Genomic DNA, 17,637 nt, shown 5'->3' on the forward strand with positions numbered 1-17,637 from the left:
CCGCCCCGCCCAGCCGGCTCGCTGCGCTCGCCTTCCCCGAACCGGAGTGAACACTGATGAGTCTTGTCGTCATCGTCGGGCCGCCCGGGTCGGGCAAGACCACCATCGGCCAGGCCCTGGCCGAGGCGCTCGGCGCGCCCTTCCGCGACGCCGACGCCGACATCGCCGCCGCCGCGGGCAAGCCGATCCCCGACATCTTCGTCGACGACGGCGAGGACCACTTCCGCCTCCTCGAGCGCGAAGCGGTCCGCCGCGCCGTCGCCGAGCACGACGGCGTCCTCGCCCTGGGCGGCGGCGCCGTCCTCGCCGAGTCCACGCGCAAGCTCCTCGCCGACGTCACCGTCGTCCACCTGCGGGTCGACCTCGCCGAAGCGGTCAAGCGCACCGAACTCGACCGGGGCCGCCCGCTCCTCCAGGTCAACCCCCGCGCCACCCTGCGCCGGCTCATGGACGAGCGCCTGCCGCTCTACCGCGAGGTCGCCGACATCGAGATCGACACCACCGGAAGGGACGTGGCCGACGTGACCGACGAGATCACCGTGCGCCTGGCCGTGCGGATCGTGACCGTGAACGACGCCGACGCGCCGTACGACGTCCTCATCGGACACGGCACGACCGACCGCCTCTCCGAGTTCCTCGGGAAGGCCGCCCGCGTCGCCGTCCTCCACACCGCCAGCACCGCCCAGCTCGCCGAACGCGTCGGCGCCCTCGTCCCCGACGGGGTCGAGGCGACCCTCATGGAGCTGCCCGACGCCGAGGACGGCAAGACCGTCGCCGTCGCCGAGCAGTGCTGGGAGGCGCTCGGCGCCGAGGGCTTCACCCGCACCGACCTCGTCGTCGGCGTCGGCGGGGGCGCGGTCACCGACCTCGCCGGGTTCGTCGCCGCCTGCTGGCTGCGCGGCGTCGGCGTCGTCCACGTCCCGACCTCCCTGCTCGGCGCGGTCGACGCGGCCGTCGGCGGCAAGACCGGCGTGAACACCGCCGCCGGGAAGAACCTCGTCGGCGCCTTCCACCCGCCGCGCGCGGTCCTGGTCGACCTCGACAACTTCGCGACCCTGCCCGTGCGCGACCTCGCCGCGGGCCTCGCCGAGGTCGTCAAGGCCGGGTTCATCGCCGACCCGGTCATCCTCGACCTCGTCGAGGCCGACCCCGAGGCCGCCCTGGACGCCGCGAGCCCCGTGGTCGCCGAGCTCGTCGAGCGCGCCATCGCCGTCAAGGCCGCCGTGGTCGCCGCCGACCTCAAGGAGGGCGGCCTGCGCGCCGTCCTCAACTACGGGCACACCTTCGCCCACGCCATCGAGAAGCTCGAGCACTACCGCTGGCGCCACGGCGACGCCGTCGCCGTCGGCATGGTCTACGCCGCCCACCTGAACGCGATCACCGGCCGCGTCGACCTCGTCGAGCGCACCAAGGCCGTGCTCGCCTCGCTCGGGCTGCCGACCGCGTACGAGGCCGGGCGCTGGGACGACCTCCTCAAGGTCATGAAGATCGACAAGAAGAACGTCGGCGCGACCCAGCGGTTCGTGCTCCTCGACGCGCTCGCCGAACCCGTGGTCGTCGACGACGTCACGGCCGAGCAGCAGCGCGAGGCCTACGAGAGGCTCACGGCATGAAGGTCCTCGTCCTCAACGGCCCCAACCTGAACCGGCTCGGCAAGCGCGAGCCCGCGATCTACGGGTCGCAGACGCTCGCTGACCTCGAGGCGCTCTGCGCCAAGGCGGGGGAGGAGCTGGGCCTCGACGTGGACTTCCGCCAGACCAACCACGAGGGCGAACTCCTCGAATGGCTCCACGAGGCCGCCGACGAGGCCTGCCCCGTGGTCCTCAACGCCGCCGCCTGGACCCACACGTCCGTCGCCGTCGGCGACGCGTGCGCCCAGCTCACGGCCCCGCTCATCGAGGTCCACCTCTCCAACGTCCACAAACGCGAAGCGTTCAGGCACCACTCGTTCGTGTCGGCCCACGCCGAGGGCGTCATCGCGGGCCTCGGCCCCGACGGCTACACGGCCGCGCTGCGGCACCTCGCCGCCCGCTGAACCCCGCGGCGGCCCGGAGGCGCCGACCGCGGCGGAGCTGCCGAAACCGGGCGTGACCGCCCCGCCGCGGTGGTTATATGACCTGGTGGAACTCAAGGACACCGTCGCCGGGCTCATGCCGCGGCTCGCCGACGACCTCGAACGGCTCGTCGCCATCCCGTCGATCGCCTTCCCGAACCATCCGAGCGAACCCGTCGAGCAGGCCCACGACCACGTGGTCGAACTGCTCCGCGACGCGGGTGTTCAGGACATCGAGCGGCTCGACCTCCCCGACACCGCGCCCGTGATCACCGGCGGCATCCCGGCCCCGCCCGGCGCGCCCACCGTGCTCCTCTACGGGCACTACGACGTCCAACCGCCCGGCGACGAAACAGCCTGGGACACACCGCCGTTCACCCCCGTCCGCAGGGACGGCGCGATCCACGGCCGCGGCGCCGCCGACTGCAAGGGCAACCTCATCGCCCACATCGGCGCCCTCCGCGCCCACGGCGGCAGGCCGCCCGTGGGCGTCCGCATCGCCTTCGAAGGCCAGGAGGAGTACGGCTCCGCCTTCGACGACTACCCGCCCACCGACCCCGGCCGCTTCGCCGCCGACGCCATGCTCATCTGCGACATGGGGAACGTCCGGCCCGGCTCGCCCACCCTCACCGTCGCCCTGCGCGGCGCGGCCGACGTCTTCGTCGAGGTCCGCACGCTCGCGCGGCCGGTCCACTCCGGCGAGTTCGGCGGCGCCGCGCCGGACGCCCTGCTCACCCTCGTCGCCGCCCTCGCGAGCCTCCACGACGCGGACGGGAACGTCGCCGTCCCCGAGCTGCGCCGCGACGCCTGGGACGGCACCGCCTACACCGACGAGGAGTTCGCCGACCTCACCGGGATGCTCCCCGGCACCGCCCAGCTCGGCACCGGCCCCATCGGCGAGCGCCTCTGGCACGGCCCCGCGATCACCGTGATCGGCCTCGACGCGCCCGCCGTGGACACCGCGGCCTCCGCCGTCGTGCCCTACGCGCGCGCCTACCTCAACGTCCGCGTCCACCCCGAGCAGGACGTCAAGGAAGGCCGGGCCGCTGTCATGCGCCACCTGGAGTCCCTGCGGCCCTTCGGCATCGAGCTCAAGGTCACTGCCGGGGACGCCGGGGCCGGGTTCGCCGCGAAGACCGGTGGGCCCGCCTACCGCGCCATGCAGCGCGCGATGGGCGCCGCCTGGGGCACCGAGGTCGTCGAGATGGCCTCCGGCGGGTCCATCCCGCTCGTCAACGCGCTCGCCGCGGCCCACCCGGACGCCGAGATCCTCATGTTCGGCGCCGAGGACGGCGAATGCGGCCTCCACGGCCCCAACGAGAGGGTCCTCCTCGACGAGGTCGAGAAGACCGTCCTCGCCGAGGCCGCGTTCTTCGACGAGTACGCGAAGGCGGCCCGGCGATGAGCGCCGAGACGAGCGGCGCCGGGGCCGGCACCGACGGCACCGGTACCGATGGCACCGGCACCGGCGAACCCGAGTCCAGGCAGTGGAAGTTCCCCACCGCCTACACCGTGCTCGCCGTCGTCACCCTCGCCGTCTGGGCCCTCGCCTTCGTCATCCCGCCCGGCCGGTACGCCCTCGACGACGAGGGCCGCCCCGTCCAGGGCTCCTACGAGCGGATCGACGGCGACCAGTCCTTCGGCGACCGCCTCTACGACCTGTTCCTCTCCCCGGTCAACGGCCTCTACGGCGTCCAGGACCCCGCCACGGGCCTGGTCGCCCCCGGCAACACCGGCGACCTCTACGGCGCGGTCTCGGTGTTCCTCTTCGTGCTCGCCGTGGGCGCCTTCATCACCGTCACCTTCGCCACCGGCGCCCTCGACCGCGGCATCGGCCGCCTCGCCCACCGCCTGCGCGACCGCGGCATCCTCCTCGTCCTCGGCGTCATGGTCGTCTTCGCGATCGCCGGCACCGTCGAGGGCTTCGCCGAGGAGACCCTCGGCTTCTACGCCCTGCTGGTGCCCCTGACCCTCGCGCTCGGCTACGACCGCATGACCGCCGTCGGCGCGATCATCCTCGGCGCGGGCGTCGGCGTCCTGTGCTCCACCGTCAACCCCTTCGCCACCGGCACCGCCTCCTCCGCCGCGGGCGTCGCCATCGGGGACGGCATCGGCCTGCGCCTGGCGATGCTCGTCGTCCTCACCGCCGCCACCATCGGCTACGTCCTCTGGTACGCCCGGCGCGTCAAGAAGGACCCCGCCAAGTCCCTCTCGGGCTGGCAGGACGGCGACCGCGAGGCGAGCGCCTCCGAAGCGCCCGTGCCCGACCCGCTCACCGGCCGCCAGCGGTTCGCGCTCTGGTTCGTCGCCCTCACGTTCCTGTTCATGATCTTCGCGATCATCCCGTGGGCCTCCGTGGTCGAAGGGCCCGACGCCGCGTCCTACCCGTGGCAGCTCGACTGGTACTTCCCCGAGCTCACCGCCATGTTCCTGGTCGCCGCGGTGGTCACCGGCATCGTCGCAGGGCTCGGCGAGGAGGGCCTGACGTCGAAGATCGTCGCCGGGTTCGGCGACTTCGTCGGCGCGGGCCTGGTCATCGTCCTCGCCCGCGGCGTCACCGTCATCATGAACAACGCCCACATCACCGACACGGTCCTGCACTCCCTCGAAGGAGTGGTCTCGGGGACCTCCTCGGGCGTCTTCGCCGTCGCGGTCTTCGTCGTGAACATCCCGCTGGCGTTCCTCATCCCCTCCACCTCCGGGCACGCCACGCTCGCCATGCCGATCATGGCGCCCCTGGCCGACTTCGCGGGCGTCCCGCGCTCCCTGGTGATCACCGCCTGGCAGTCCGCCAGCGGCTGGATGAACCTCATCGCCCCGACCACCGCCGTCGTCATGGGCGGCCTCGCCCTGGCGAAGGTCCGCTACGACCGCTACCTGCGCTTCGTCGCCCCGCTGCTCCTGATCCTCTTCGTGCTCGTCTGCGCCTTCCTGGTGCTCGGCGCCGCCGCCTCCTGAGCAGGAGCGCTGCGCCGCTGTTCACAGCCGGTGCGGGCGGGAAGGGCCGGTGCCCGCCCGCCCGCTACCATTGACGGTCGGTCAAGTCAGAACCTCTACCGAAAGAGACGAACGCCCGTGGCATCCACGAACGACCTCAAGAACGGCATGGTGCTCAACCTGGAGGGCCAGCTCTGGCAGGTCCAGGAATTCCAGCACGTCAAGCCCGGCAAGGGCCCGGCGTTCGTGCGCACCACCCTCAAGCAGATCCCCTCGGGCAAGATCGTCGACAAGACCTTCAACGCCGGCACCAAGGTCGACACCGCGAACGTCGACCGCCGCACCATGAGCTACCTCTACAAGGAGGGCGAGGACTTCGTGTTCATGGACATGGAGTCCTACGAGCAGTTCCCGCTCGGCCCCGCCCTGGTCGGCGACGCCGCCAAGTTCATGCTGGAGAACTCCGAGGTCACCGTCGCCTGGCACGACGGCAAGGCGCTCTCGGTCGAGCTGCCCGCCTCGGTCGAGCTCGTCATCACCTACACCGAGCCCGGCCTCCAGGGCGACCGCTCCTCCGGCGGCACCAAGCCCGCCACCGTCGAGACCGGCGCCCAGGTCCTGGTGCCGCTGTTCATCGACAACGGCGAGAAGATCAAGGTCGACACCCGCGACGGCAAATACCTCTCCCGGGCATAGGCGTGGGGAACCAGCAGCACGGACCCTCACGACTCTCCGCCCGCACCAAATGGCGGATGCGCGCCGTCGAGATCCTGTACGAGGCCGAGAGCCGCGACGTCGAGCCCTCGAAGGTCCTCGCCGAGCGCGCGTCCCGGGCCTTCGACGATCCCGAGGCCCCGCGTCTGCCCGCTTACGCCGAGACGCTCGTGCGCGGCGTGGCCGAGCAGCTCGACGAGCTGGACGACGCCATCGGCCGGGCCGCCTCCGGCTGGGCCGTCGAGCGACTCCCCGCCGTCGACCGCAACGTCCTGCGCGTGGGCCTCTACGAGATCCGCCACGTCGACGACGTCGACACGGCGGTGGCCATCAAGGAGGCCATGCGCGTCGCCGAGCAGATCGGCTCCTCCGACGACACCTCGTTCGTCAACGCCGTCCTCGACGCGGCCGCCAAGGCCGCCCCGAAGCCGGAAGAGGACGTGCCGGGCTGGAACCGGGTCGCCTTGGACGAGGACCGGGACGAGTTCTAGAGCGAAGGCGGCCGGGGCCCCCTGAGCCCGGTCAGGCCATGCGGTGCCGCAGGCGAAGTGAAAGCGGCCGGGGCCCGTTCCGGTGAGCGTGGTCGGGGTCCGGGCGCGTCGGTGCCGCAGGCGAAGTGGAAGCGGCCGGGCCCCCCGATCCGGGGCCCGGCCGCTTCCTCGTCTTCGAGGGGTGGGGCGCTACTCGCCGTCCGAGGCGAAGAACGCCTGGAGGTCGTGCACGAGGACGCCGTAGTCCTCGAGCTTCTCGATCAGGCCCGAAGGCGTGGTCGAGTAGACCACCGCGAGGGTGTAGAGGTCGTCGGCGCGGATCGAGAGGATCCGGCCGTTGTAGTCGCCGCGGCGCTGCTGGATGGAGCGCGCCAGCTTGGCCACGTGCTCCAGCTCGGGGTCGGGGTGGTCGTAGAGCGCCTCGAGGTTGAGGACGATCTTCTCGGCCTGCTCGACCGGCAGCGGCACGCCCTCGGGGAGCAGCTCGGAGACCGGGATCCGGTAGAAGTCGGCCAACTCGGCGAGGCGGCTGACCGTGATGGACCGGTCGCCCCGCTCGTAGGAACCGATGACGACGGCCTTCCACTTGCCGCCGGACTTGTCCTCGACGCCTTGCAGCGACAGCCCCTGCTGCATGCGGATGTCACGCAGCCGGTTGCCGAGCGCCTTGGCGTAGTCAGATGTCGCCATGCTGGGATCAACTCCAATTTTCGGTACGAGAGGAATCCTATTGTTGACTACGGTCGGTGACCATCGGCCGTTGGGGTGCCCCCAAACAGTGTTCTTCGTCGCGTGGACCCCTCGCAACCGCCAGGCAAACCTTACTAAACCCGTCATCATGCCGCGTATCGGCGCCCTGCATTTGGGATCGGTCTTTACGCTCCGTCACCGGCGACGTAGGATGGCCCGCGACGAAACCGTTCTTTAACAGACCGTCCAGTGAGGCGGAGAAGGAGGTTCGCGTGGTTTCCCCTGCCCTCAGGCAGAACGAGGAAGACCCGTCGGGCAAGCACATCCTCGCGGCCGACGACATCGGCCGCATCCTCGACCGGATCGCCCACCAGATCCTCGAGAAGACCAAGGGCGCCCCCGACACCATGCTCCTGGGCATCCCCACGCGCGGCGTCGCCCTCGCGGGCCGCCTCGCCGACCGCATCAGGCGCTTCGCCGACCTCGACGTCCCCGCCGGGACGCTCGACATCACCCTCTACCGGGACGACCTGCGCCGCAACGCCCTCCGGGCCCTCGGCCCGACCGAGCTGCCGCCCGGCGGCGTGGACGACCAGCGCGTCATCCTCGTCGACGACGTCCTCTACTCCGGGCGCACCGTGCGCGCCGCGCTCAACGCCCTCTACGACCTGGGCCGGCCCGCCAGCGTCCAGCTCGCCATCCTGGTCGACCGCGGCCACCGCGAGCTGCCCATCCGCGCCGACTACGTCGGCAAGAACATCCCCACCGCCCGCGACGAGAACGTGGCCGTGCGCCTGGTCGAGTACGACGGCCTCGACGCGGTGGTGCTGACCGGAGGCCGGGAGCGATGAAGCACCTGCTCACCACCAAGGACCTGACCCGCGACGAGGCCGAGCTCATCCTCGACGTCACCGAGCAGATGGCCGAGGCCGTCACCGGGCGCGAGGTCCCCAAGCTCCCCGCGCTGCGCGGGCGCACCGTCGTCAACCTCTTCTACGAGGACTCCACGCGCACCCGCACCTCCTTCGAGACCGCCGCCAAGCGCCTCAGCGCCGACGTCGTCAACTTCGCGGCCAAGACCTCCAGCGTCAACAAGGGCGAGAGCCTGCGCGACACCGCGCTCACCCTCCAGGCCATGGGCGCCGACGCCGTCGTCATCCGCCACCCCGCCGCGGGCGCCCCGCAGCGGCTCACCGAGTGGCTCGACGGCGCGGTCCTCAACGCCGGGGACGGCACCCACGCCCACCCGACGCAGGCCCTGCTCGACGCCTACACCATGAAGCGGCGCCTCGGCGGCGTCGAGGGCCGCACCGTCGCGATCGTCGGCGACATCCTCCACTCGCGGGTCGCCCGCTCCAACGTGTGGCTGCTGTCCAAACTGGGCGCCAACGTGCGCCTGATCGGCCCGCCCACCCTGCTGCCCAAGGACATCGACGGGTGGCCGGTCGAGATCGGCTACGACCTCGACGCGAGCCTCAAGGGCGTCGACGCGGTCATGATGCTGCGCGTCCAGCGCGAGCGCCAGAACGCGGCGTTCTTCCCGACCGCGGGCGAGTACTCCCGCCTCTACGGGCTCGACGAGCGCCGCCTGGCGCTCCTGCCCGACCACGCGATCGTCATGCACCCCGGCCCGATGAACCGCGGCATGGAGATCGCCGCCACCGTCGCCGACTCGCCCCGCGCCACCATCACCGAGCAGGTGACCAACGGCGTCTGGGTCCGCATGGCCGTCCTCTACCTCCTCCTCACGAACGGAGAAGCCCGGTGACCGACCTCCTCATCAAGAGCGCCGACCTGATCGGCAGGGGACGCCAGGACGTCCTCGTCCGCGACGGCCGCGTCGCCGAGATCGGCTCGATCGACGCCAAGGGCGCCGAGACCGTCGACGCCGACGGCCTGGTCCTCCTGCCCGGCCTGGTCGACCTCCACACGCACCTGCGCGAGCCCGGCCGCGAGGACGCCGAGACCGTCCACACCGGCACCCGCGCCGCCGCCAAGGGCGGCTACACCGCCGTGTGCGCCATGGCGAACTCCCACCCCGTGGCGGACACCGCCGGGGTCGTCGAGCAGGTCGCCGCGCTGGGGCGCGCCGCCGGGTACGCCGACGTCCAGCCCATCGGCGCCGTCTCCGTCGGCCTCGCAGGCGAGCGGCTCGCCGAGATCGGCGCGATGGCCCACTCGGCGGCGAAGGTGCGCATGTTCTCCGACGACGGCCACTGCGTGTCCGACCCGGTCCTCATGCGCCGCGCCCTCGAGTACGTCAAGACCTTCGGCGGGCTCGTCGCCCAGCACGCCGAGGAGCCGCGCCTGACCGAGGGCGCCCAGATGAACGAGGGCGCCGTCTCGGCCGAGCTCGGCCTGCCAGGCTGGCCCGCGGTCGCCGAGGAGGCGATCATCGCCCGCGACGTGCTCCTCGCCGAGTACACCGGCGCGCGCGTCCACTTCTGCCACGTCTCCACCGCCCGGAGCGTCGACATCATCCGCGAGGCGAAGGCCCGCGGCGCCAAGGTCACCGCCGAGGTCTGCCCGCACCACCTGCTGCTGACCGACGAGGCCGCCCGCAGCTACGACCCCGTCTACAAGGTCAACCCGCCGCTGCGGCGCGAAGCCGACGTCGCGGTCCTGCGCGCCGCCCTCGCCGAGGGCGTCATCGACGCCGTCGCCACCGACCACGCCCCGCACGCCCCGCAGGACAAGCAGTGCGAGTGGGCCGCCGCGCGGCCCGGGATGCTCGGCCTGGAGACCGCCCTGTCGATCAGCGTGCTCGCCCTCGGCGGGCCGGCCGGCGTCGACTGGGACGTCCTCGCCGAGCGCACCTCGCGCACCCCGGCGCGCATCGCCGGGCTCGAGGCCCACGGCCGCGACCCCCGGCCGGGCGCCGAGGCCAACTTCACCCTCGTGGACCCCGCCGCGACCTGGACCGTCGTCCCCGAAGGACTCGCGTCCCTGTCGCGGAACACCCCCTACGCCGGGATGGAACTCCCGGTCACCGTCCAGGCGACGTTCCTGCGCGGGCGCGCCACCGTCTTGAACGGCGCAGTGCTTCCGAACGACAGCGAAGAGGAGACGACCGAATGAGCAGCAGGGCACCAGCGATCCTCGTCCTCGAGGACGGCCGCGTCTTCCGCGGCGAAGCGTTCGGCTCGGTCGGCGAGACCTTCGGCGAGGCCGTCTTCAGCACCGGCATGACCGGCTACCAGGAGACCCTCACCGACCCGTCCTACTACGGGCAGGTGGTCGCCCAGACCGCGCCGCAGATCGGCAACACCGGCTGGAACGACGAGGACGACGAGTCCCGCCGCATCTGGGTCGCCGGGTACGTCGTGCGCGACGCCTCCCGCATCACCTCGAACTGGCGCGCCGAGCGCGGCCTGGAGGACGAGCTCGCCTCCCAGGGCGTCGTCGGCATCTGCGAGGTCGACACCCGCGCCCTCACCCGGCACCTGCGCGAGGCCGGCGCCATGCGCGTGGGCATCTCCTCCCGCTCGACCGACGTCGAGGAACTCCTCGCGAAGGTCCGCATCAGCCCGCAGATGGCCGGCGCCAACCACGTCGGCGCCGTCACCGCCTCCGAGCCGTACACCTACGCGGCCGAAGGCACCGCGAAGTACACCGTCGCCGCCCTCGACCTCGGCATCAAGCGCAACACGCCGCGCCGCCTCGCCGCCCGCGGCATCACCACCACCGTCTACCCGGCCTACGCCACCGTCGACCAGCTCCTCGCCGAGGGCCCCGACGCGGTGTTCCTCTCCAACGGCCCCGGCGACCCGGCCACCGCCGACCACCAGGTCGAGCTCACCCGCGAGCTGCTGCGCCGCCGCGTCCCGGTCTTCGGCATCTGCTTCGGCAACCAGATCCTCGGCCGCGCCCTCGGCCTGGGCACCTACAAGCTCAAGTACGGGCACCGCGGCATCAACCAGCCCGTGCTCGACCGCCACACCGAGAAGATCGAGATCACCGCCCACAACCACGGCTTCGCCTTGGCGGCGCCGGAGTCGGGGGAGTTCTTCGAGACCGAGTTCGGCCGCGTCCAGGTGAGCCACGTGTGCCTCAACGACGACGTCGTCGAGGGCCTCACCTGCCTCGACGTGCCCGCCTACTCCGTGCAGTACCACCCCGAGGCCGCCGGCGGGCCGCACGACGCCGACTACCTGTTCGACCGCCTGATCGAACTCATCGACACTCAACACGGCGGAGCCGTGAACAGCAAGGGGGCCAAGGCCGATGCCTAAGCGCGACGATCTCGAGCACATCCTCGTCATCGGGTCCGGGCCCATCCAGATCGGCCAGGCCTGCGAGTTCGACTACTCCGGCACCCAGGCCTGCCGCGTCCTGCGCGAGGAGGGCCTGCGGGTCACCCTCGTCAACTCCAACCCCGCCACGATCATGACCGACCCCGAGTTCGCCGACGCCACCTACGTCGAGCCGATCACCACCGAGGTCATCGAGCAGATCATCGCCAGGGAGAAGCCCGACGCGGTCCTGGCGACCCTGGGCGGCCAGACCGCCCTCAACGCCGCCGTCGCCCTCCACGAGGCCGGCGTCCTCGAGAAGCACGGCGTCGAGCTCATCGGCGCCGACATGGACGCCATCCAGCGCGGTGAGGACCGCCAGCAGTTCAAGGAGGTCGTCCTCAGGGTCGGCGGCGAGGTCCCGCGCTCGGCGGTCTGCCACTCCATGGACGAGGTCCACGACACCGTCAAGGACCTCGGCCTGCCCGTGGTCATCCGCCCCTCCTTCACCATGGGCGGCCTCGGCTCCGGCATGGCCCACACCTGGGAGGACGTCGACCGCATCGCCGGCAACGGCCTGGCCGAGTCCCCGACCACCGAGGTCCTCATCGAGGAGTCCGTGCTCGGCTGGAAGGAGTACGAGCTCGAACTCATGCGCGACCGCGACGACAACGTCGTCGTGGTCTGCTCCATCGAGAACGTCGACCCCATGGGCGTCCACACCGGCGACTCCGTCACCGTCGCCCCCGCGATGACCCTCACCGACCGCGAGTACCAGCACATGCGCGACATCGGCATCGCCATCCTGCGCGAGGTCGGCGTCGACACCGGCGGCTGCAACATCCAGTTCGCGATCGACCCCGCCGACGGCCGCATGATCGTCATCGAGATGAACCCGCGCGTCTCCCGCTCCTCCGCGCTCGCCTCGAAGGCCACCGGCTTCCCGATCGCCAAGATCGCCGCCAAGCTCGCCATCGGCTACACGCTCGACGAGATCCCCAACGACATCACCAGGGCCACCCCGGCCGCGTTCGAACCGACCCTCGACTACGTCGTCGTCAAGGTCCCGCGCTTCACCTTCGAGAAGTTCCCCGGCGCCGACCCGGTCCTGACCACCACGATGAAGTCCGTGGGCGAGGCCATGAGCCTGGGCCGCACCTTCAAGCAGGCCCTCCAGAAGGCCCTGCGCTCCACCGAGACCAAGGCCGCCGGGTTCTGGACCCGCCCCGACCCCGAGGGCGCGACCCTCGAGAACACGCTCGAGGCGCTCCGCACCGCCCACGACGGCACCCTCTACACCGCCGAGCGCGCCCTGCGCCTCGGCGCGACGGTCGCCCAGGTCCACGAGGCCTGCAAGATCGACCCGTGGTTCCTCGACCAGGTCGCCCAGCTCATCGACCTGCGCGGCGAGATCGAGGCCGCCGCCGTCGTCGACGAGGCGCTCCTGCTGCGCGCCAAGCGCAACGGGTTCTCCGACGCCCAGATCGCGGCCCTGCGCCCCGAGCTCGCCGGCGAGGCCGGCGTGCGCCGCCTGCGTCACCGGCTCGGCCTGCGCCCGGTCTTCAAGACCGTCGACACCTGCGCCGCCGAGTTCGAGGCCCACACGCCCTACCACTACTCGACCTACGAGGACGAGACCGAGGTCGCGCCCTCGGACCGGCCGAAGGTCATGATCCTCGGCTCCGGGCCCAACCGCATCGGCCAGGGCATCGAGTTCGACTACTCCTGCGTCCACGCCGTCCAGGCGCTGCGCGAGGTCGGCTACGAGACCATCATGGTCAACTGCAACCCCGAGACCGTCTCCACCGACTACGACACCGCCGACCGGCTCTACTTCGAACCGCTCACCTTCGAGGACGTCACCGAGGTCTTCCAGGCCGAGCACGAGTCCGGGAAGGCCGCGGGCGGCCCCGGCGTCGTCGGCGTCGTCGTCCAGCTCGGCGGCCAGACCCCCCTCGGCCTCGCCGAGCGCCTCGAGGAGGCGGGACTGCCCATCGTCGGCACCTCGCCGAAGGCCATCGACAACGCCGAGGACCGCGGCGTCTTCGGGCGCCTGCTCGACGAGCTCGGCCTCGTCGCCCCCGACGGGGGCACCGCCACCTCCTACGAGGAGGCCCGCGAGGTCGCCGCCCAGATCGGCTACCCCGTCCTGGTCCGGCCCTCCTACGTCCTGGGCGGGCGCGGCATGGAGATCGTCTACGACGAGGACACCCTCGCCGGGTACATCTCCCGCGCCACCGAGGCCAGCCCCGAGCACCCGATCCTCATCGACCGGTTCCTCGACGACGCGATCGAGATCGACGTCGACTGCCTCTGCGACGGCACCGACTTCTACCTCGGCGGCATCATGGAGCACATCGAGGAGGCCGGGGTCCACTCCGGCGACTCCTCCTGCGCGCTCCCGCCCATCACGCTCGGCGCCGCCGTCATCGAGCAGATCCGCGACTACACCGCCAAGCTCGCCTTCGGCATCGGCGTGCGCGGCCTCATGAACGTCCAGTACGCCCTCAAGGACGAGCAGCTGTACGTCCTGGAGGCCAACCCGCGCGCCTCCCGCACCGTCCCGTTCGTCTCCAAGGCCACCGCCGTCCCGCTCGCCAAGGCCGCCGCGCGCGTCGCCCTCGGCGCCACGATCGCCGAGCTGCGCGCCGAGGGGATGCTCCTGCCCGAGGGCGACGGCTCCGACGCCGGGCCCGAGGTCCCCATCTCCGTCAAGGAGGTGCTCCTGCCGTTCAAGCGCTTCCGCACCGTCGAGGGCGCCGGGCTCGACGCCGTCCTGGGCCCGGAGATGAAGTCCACCGGCGAGGTCATGGGCATCGACTCGTCCTTCGGCCTGGCCTTCGCCAAGGCCACCCTCGCCGTCTACGGGAGGCTCCCGGCCTCCGGGAGGCTCTTCGTGTCCGTCGCCGACCGCGACAAGCGCGCCGTGGTCTTCCCGGTGCGCCGCCTCGTCGACCTCGGCTTCACCGTCTACGCCACCGAGGGCACCGGCCTGGTCCTCAAGCGCCACGGCATCGACTTCACGCCCGTGGCGCGCCACAGCGGCAACAACGGCGACGTCCAGGACGCGGTCGGCCTCATCGCCTCCGGCGGGGTCGACCTGGTCATCACCACGCCCTCGGCCTCCTCGGGGCCGCGCACCGACGGCTGGGAGATCCGCTCGGCCGCCGTCGTCGCCGACGTGGCCTGCGTGACCACCATCCAGGGCGCCGCGGCGGCCACCCAGGCCATCGAGTCGGCCTCCCGCGGCGAGATCCGCGTCGCCTCGCTCCAAGAGCTCCACCGGCGCCTGCGCGGCGCCGAGACCTCCCCGGCGGCGCTCGCGACCCGCGAGTCCGCAACGGCCTAAGGCAGTGCCGGGTGAGCGGCCACGAGTCGCTCACCCGGCGCGTTGACGTATACAGGAATGACCATGCTGTACCAGAATCTGGCCCGCCCGGTCCTGTTCCGGATCGGACGCGGCGACGCCGAGCGGGCGCACGAGTTCACGCTGCGCTGGCTCACCAGGCTGTCCGGGCAGCGCCAGGCCCGCAACGCCCTCATCAAGCTCAACCGGGTCAGCGCCCCCGTCACCGTCTGCGGCATCCCCTTCCCCAACCCCGTCGGCCTCGCCGCCGGCATGGACAAGAACGGCGTCGCCGTCGGCGCCTGGCCCGCCCTCGGCTTCGGCTTCGCCGAGATCGGCACCGTCACCGCCCTGCCCCAGCCCGGCAACCCCCAGCCGCGCATGTACCGGATGCCCCGCTCCCAGGGCATCGTCAACCGCATGGGCTTCAACAACAACGGCGCCCAGGCCCTGGCCATGCGCCTCTCGGCCGCCCCGGCCGTGAACTGCCCCCTCGGGATCAGCATCGGGAAGTCCAAGGACGTGCCGCTCGAGGGCGCGGTCGAGGACTACCTCCAGTCGATGCGGTTCCTCTACCCCTTCGCCGACTACTTCGCGGTCAACGTGTCCTCGCCCAACACCCCGGGCCTGCGCAGCCTCCAGGACGCCGGGGCCCTCAGGGCCCTGCTGGGGGCGCTGCGGGACGAGGGGGCGCGCCTGGCCGCCGGGCGCCCCGTGCGCCCGGTCCTGGTCAAGATCGCCCCCGACCTCACCGAGCCGGCCATGGCCCAGCTCCTGGAGGTCTGCCTCGAGTCCGGCGTCGCGGGCGTCATCGCCACGAACACCACGCTCGGGCGCGACGGGGTCGACCCGGTCGAGGACGCGATCGCGGCCGAGCCCGGCGGCATGTCCGGCAGGCCCCTGTCCGCGGTCGCCCGCGAGATCGTGCGCTTCGTCCACCGCGAGACCGGCGGCCGCCTGCCCATCATCGGCTCGGGCGGGGTCATGACCGCCGACGACGCCCAGGCGATGTTCGACGCCGGGGCCAGCCTCGTCCAGTTCTACTCCGGGCTCGTCTTCAACGGGCCCGGCGTGGTGCGCCGCAGCGTGCGCCGCTACAAGAAGTCCACCGCCCGCCGCGGAGCCACCGCCCGCCCCTGAGGAGCCTCCACATGTCAACCACCAAGGACTTCGGCGCCCGCGCCCACCGCCTGGCGCGCGAGCGCGGGCCGCTGTGCGCCGGCGTCGACCCGCACGGCTCGCAGCTGCTGAGCTGGGGCCTCGACGACGACCTGGCGGGGGCCGAGCGGTTCGCGCTGACCCTGACCGAGGCGGTCGCGGAGCAGTGCGCGTTCGTCAAGCCGCAGTCGGCGTTCTTCGAGCGCTTCGGCTCGGGCGGCATCGCGCTGCTCGAACGGGTGATCGCCGAGTCCCGCAAGGCCGGGGCCCTGGTCATCCTCGACGTCAAGCGCGGCGACATCGGCTCGACGATGGCCGCCTACGCCCAGGCCTACCTCGACCCGGCCTCGCCGCTGGCGGTCGACGCGATCACAGTCAGCCCGTACCTGGGCACCGGCTCCCTCCAGCCGGCCTTCGACCTCGCCTCGGCGCACGGCAAGGGCGTGTTCGTGCTGGCGCGCACCTCGAACCCCGAGGGCAAGCAGGTCCAGATGGCCAAGCGCCGCGACGGCAAGTCGGTCGCCCAGGGGATCATCGACGAGGTGGCCGCCCGCAACGGCGACGCCGAGCCGATGGGCTCGCTGGGCATCGTCATGGGCGCGACCATCGGCGCCTGCGTCAGCGAGGGCGAGGCGCGCCTGCGTGAGTCGACTTACGGAATCACCCACACCACCGTGAGCCAACGTGACTCCGCTCACGACCTGTCCCAGTTCAACGGCCCTATCCTGGTCCCGGGCATGGGCGCCCAGGGTGGTCGCCCGAGTGATCTTCCGCGCGTCCTCGGCCCGGCTGCAAACTTCGCAATACCGTCCTATTCCCGACAAATTGCACAGCCGGGACCGGCCGTGGCGAGCATTCGCACCGCCGTCGAGGCGTTGCAGGAGGAATGCCGCGCCGCGACCGGGGAATGAACCGCCCCATTCCGCCTCCGGGAAATGCCCCACCCCCGGTCGCAGGCGTGTCGGACCCTGGGGTTACCGTTCCCGAGCTGGGTATGCTTCACCGATACCCGCACGTCAAGGTCCACAGGGACGAAACCATCGACTGCAAGGAGACCCCGTGCCGCTCCCTAAACTGACTCCGGAACAGCGCGCCGCAGCCCTTGAGAAGGCCGCCGCGGCCCGCAAGGCCCGCGCCGAGCTCAAGGAGAAGCTGAAGTCGGGCGAGACCACCCTGGAAGCGGTCCTCAAGTCCGCTGCCACCGACGACATCTCCGGGAAGATGAAGGTCTCGGCCGTGCTCAAGGCCCTCCCGGGCATCGGCGACAAGCGCGCCGCCCAGATCATGGAGAAGCTCAAGATCGCCGACTCCCGTCGGCTGCGCGGCCTGGGCGAGCACCAGCGCGCCGCGCTTCTGGATGAATTCAAGGGCGACCAGGCCTAAGTTCGGGTAGTAGTAGTCGCGTGAGCATCGACCACCACCACGCCGCCCTCGCCCAGCGCCTGACAGTGCTCTCCGGCCCGTCCGGCGTGGGCAAGGGCAGCGTCAAGGCCCTCATCCAGGAGTACTACCCGTGGGTCTGGCTCTCCGTGAGCTGCACGACCCGCAAGCCGCGCCCGGGTGAGGTCGACGGCGCCGACTACCACTTCGTGTCGACCGAGCAGTTCGAGTCGATGATCGCCGCGGGGGAGTTCCTTGAATGGGCCTCCTACGCGGGGAACCTCTACGGAACCCCCCGCGGCCCGGTCGAGGAGCGCCTGCGCGCCGGACTCCCGGCGCTGCTGGAGATCGAACTGCAGGGCGCCCGCCAGGTCCGCCGGGCCATGCCCGACGCCCAGCTGGTGTTCCTGGCGCCGCCGTCGTGGGACGAGCTCGTCCGCCGCCTCACCGGGCGGGGGACCGAGGACGAGGCCACGATCGCGCGCCGCCTGGACGCCGCCCGCTCCGAGCTCGCGTCGGAAGCCGAGTTCGATCACACAGTCACGAACGTGTCGATCGAGCAGGCGGCCGCTGAGCTGGTAGAGTTGCTCAGTTCTCCGGCCATCGTCAAGACCGGAAGCTTCTGAGGCAACCACA

At 71.7% G+C, this 17,637-nt stretch carries 16 protein-coding genes; 15 read left to right on the forward strand and 1 reads right to left on the reverse strand.

The genetic code is table 11. The features are described from left to right. The first annotated feature begins 56 nt into the window (after window positions 1-56). The 6 genes from aroB to nusB all read left to right on the forward strand — a co-directional run bounded on the left by aroB (window position 57) and on the right by nusB (window position 6,195). Window positions 57-1,613, forward strand: a complete 1,557-nt coding sequence (gene aroB / locus LO763_RS23985; protein ID WP_230789926.1) for a 3-dehydroquinate synthase — start codon at window positions 57-59, stop codon at window positions 1,611-1,613. Further along, the gene (aroQ, locus tag LO763_RS23990) at window positions 1,610-2,035 is read left to right on the forward strand and encodes a type II 3-dehydroquinate dehydratase (RefSeq protein ID WP_230789929.1); all 426 of its coding nucleotides are present in this window, start codon (window positions 1,610-1,612) and stop codon (window positions 2,033-2,035) included. Before aroB ends, aroQ begins: the two co-directional genes overlap by 4 nt. An 82-nt stretch (window positions 2,036-2,117) precedes the next feature. Next, a complete protein-coding gene (locus LO763_RS23995; RefSeq protein ID WP_255672956.1) occupies window positions 2,118-3,458 on the forward strand; it encodes a M20/M25/M40 family metallo-hydrolase in 1,341 nt (446 codons plus the stop codon). After that, a complete protein-coding gene (locus LO763_RS24000; protein ID WP_230789934.1) occupies window positions 3,455-5,011 on the forward strand; it encodes a YfcC family protein in 1,557 nt (518 codons plus the stop codon). Before LO763_RS23995 ends, LO763_RS24000 begins: the two co-directional genes overlap by 4 nt. Before the next feature lie 117 nt (window positions 5,012-5,128). Then, window positions 5,129-5,686: an elongation factor P gene (gene efp / locus LO763_RS24005; protein ID WP_230789936.1), complete on the forward strand. Its 558-nt coding sequence runs from the start codon at window positions 5,129-5,131 to the stop codon at window positions 5,684-5,686. Window positions 5,687-5,688: 2 nt separating this feature from the next. After that, window positions 5,689-6,195 (forward strand): transcription antitermination factor NusB, encoded by a 507-nt coding sequence (gene nusB, locus LO763_RS24010; protein WP_230789939.1) that lies wholly within the window; start codon window positions 5,689-5,691, stop codon window positions 6,193-6,195. A 189-nt stretch (window positions 6,196-6,384) separates the two neighbouring features. On the opposite strand, the gene LO763_RS24015 is transcribed toward nusB, so the two are convergent. Then, on the reverse strand, window positions 6,385-6,885 hold the full coding sequence (locus LO763_RS24015; protein ID WP_230789942.1) for a transcriptional regulator: 501 nt from the start codon (window positions 6,883-6,885) through the stop codon (window positions 6,385-6,387). A gap of 272 nt (window positions 6,886-7,157) precedes the next feature. Here LO763_RS24015 and pyrR point away from each other — a divergent pair, with 272 nt between their 5' ends. The 9 genes from pyrR (at window position 7,158) to gmk (ending at window position 17,627) form a co-directional block, all read left to right on the forward strand. Next, window positions 7,158-7,736: a bifunctional pyr operon transcriptional regulator/uracil phosphoribosyltransferase PyrR gene (pyrR, locus tag LO763_RS24020; protein ID WP_369432071.1), complete on the forward strand. Its 579-nt coding sequence runs from the start codon at window positions 7,158-7,160 to the stop codon at window positions 7,734-7,736. Further along, window positions 7,733-8,653, forward strand: coding sequence for an aspartate carbamoyltransferase catalytic subunit (locus tag LO763_RS24025; protein WP_230789945.1), 921 nt, complete (start codon window positions 7,733-7,735; stop codon window positions 8,651-8,653). The genes pyrR and LO763_RS24025 overlap by 4 nt, the downstream gene beginning before the upstream one ends. Then, window positions 8,650-9,963 carry a dihydroorotase gene (locus LO763_RS24030; RefSeq protein ID WP_230789946.1) on the forward strand — a complete coding sequence of 438 codons (1,314 nt, stop codon included), beginning with the start codon at window positions 8,650-8,652 and terminating at the stop codon, window positions 9,961-9,963. Before LO763_RS24025 ends, LO763_RS24030 begins: the two co-directional genes overlap by 4 nt. Next, complete coding sequence (gene carA, locus LO763_RS24035) at window positions 9,960-11,117, forward strand: glutamine-hydrolyzing carbamoyl-phosphate synthase small subunit (RefSeq protein WP_230789949.1); 1,158 nt, start codon at window positions 9,960-9,962, stop codon at window positions 11,115-11,117. The genes LO763_RS24030 and carA overlap by 4 nt, the downstream gene beginning before the upstream one ends. Next, window positions 11,110-14,466: a carbamoyl-phosphate synthase large subunit gene (gene carB / locus LO763_RS24040; protein WP_230789951.1), complete on the forward strand. Its 3,357-nt coding sequence runs from the start codon at window positions 11,110-11,112 to the stop codon at window positions 14,464-14,466. The genes carA and carB overlap by 8 nt, the downstream gene beginning before the upstream one ends. A 63-nt stretch (window positions 14,467-14,529) precedes the next feature. Next, a complete protein-coding gene (locus LO763_RS24045) occupies window positions 14,530-15,603 on the forward strand; it encodes a quinone-dependent dihydroorotate dehydrogenase (protein ID WP_230789953.1) in 1,074 nt (357 codons plus the stop codon). 11 nt (window positions 15,604-15,614) lie between these two features. Beyond that, window positions 15,615-16,532: an orotidine-5'-phosphate decarboxylase gene (pyrF, locus tag LO763_RS24050; protein WP_230789955.1), complete on the forward strand. Its 918-nt coding sequence runs from the start codon at window positions 15,615-15,617 to the stop codon at window positions 16,530-16,532. A gap of 148 nt (window positions 16,533-16,680) precedes the next feature. Next, on the forward strand, window positions 16,681-17,004 hold the full coding sequence (mihF, locus tag LO763_RS24055; protein ID WP_230789957.1) for an integration host factor, actinobacterial type: 324 nt from the start codon (window positions 16,681-16,683) through the stop codon (window positions 17,002-17,004). A gap of 20 nt (window positions 17,005-17,024) precedes the next feature. Further along, window positions 17,025-17,627 (forward strand): guanylate kinase, encoded by a 603-nt coding sequence (gene gmk / locus LO763_RS24060; protein WP_230789959.1) that lies wholly within the window; start codon window positions 17,025-17,027, stop codon window positions 17,625-17,627. Window positions 17,628-17,637: the final 10 nt, after the last annotated feature.

The organism is Glycomyces amatae (assembly GCF_020991375.1).
Lineage (GTDB): Bacteria > Actinomycetota > Actinomycetes > Mycobacteriales > Micromonosporaceae > Glycomyces > Glycomyces amatae.

What these genes read in the sequence shown, in the direction of transcription:
- carA (WP_230789949.1), top strand. Translation starts at nt 9,960, where the DNA reads ATGAGCAGCAGGGCACCAGCGATCCTCGTCCTCGAGGACGGCCGCGTC.
- pyrF (WP_230789955.1), top strand. Translation starts at nt 15,615, where the DNA reads ATGTCAACCACCAAGGACTTCGGCGCCCGCGCCCACCGCCTGGCGCGC.
- aroQ (WP_230789929.1), top strand. Translation starts at nt 1,610, where the DNA reads ATGAAGGTCCTCGTCCTCAACGGCCCCAACCTGAACCGGCTCGGCAAG.
- LO763_RS24015 (WP_230789942.1), bottom strand. Translation starts at nt 6,885, where the DNA reads ATGGCGACATCTGACTACGCCAAGGCGCTCGGCAACCGGCTGCGTGAC.
- aroB (WP_230789926.1), top strand. Translation starts at nt 57, where the DNA reads ATGAGTCTTGTCGTCATCGTCGGGCCGCCCGGGTCGGGCAAGACCACC.
- carB (WP_230789951.1), top strand. Translation starts at nt 11,110, where the DNA reads ATGCCTAAGCGCGACGATCTCGAGCACATCCTCGTCATCGGGTCCGGG.
- LO763_RS24000 (WP_230789934.1), top strand. Translation starts at nt 3,455, where the DNA reads ATGAGCGCCGAGACGAGCGGCGCCGGGGCCGGCACCGACGGCACCGGT.
- LO763_RS24025 (WP_230789945.1), top strand. Translation starts at nt 7,733, where the DNA reads ATGAAGCACCTGCTCACCACCAAGGACCTGACCCGCGACGAGGCCGAG.
- LO763_RS24045 (WP_230789953.1), top strand. Translation starts at nt 14,530, where the DNA reads ATGCTGTACCAGAATCTGGCCCGCCCGGTCCTGTTCCGGATCGGACGC.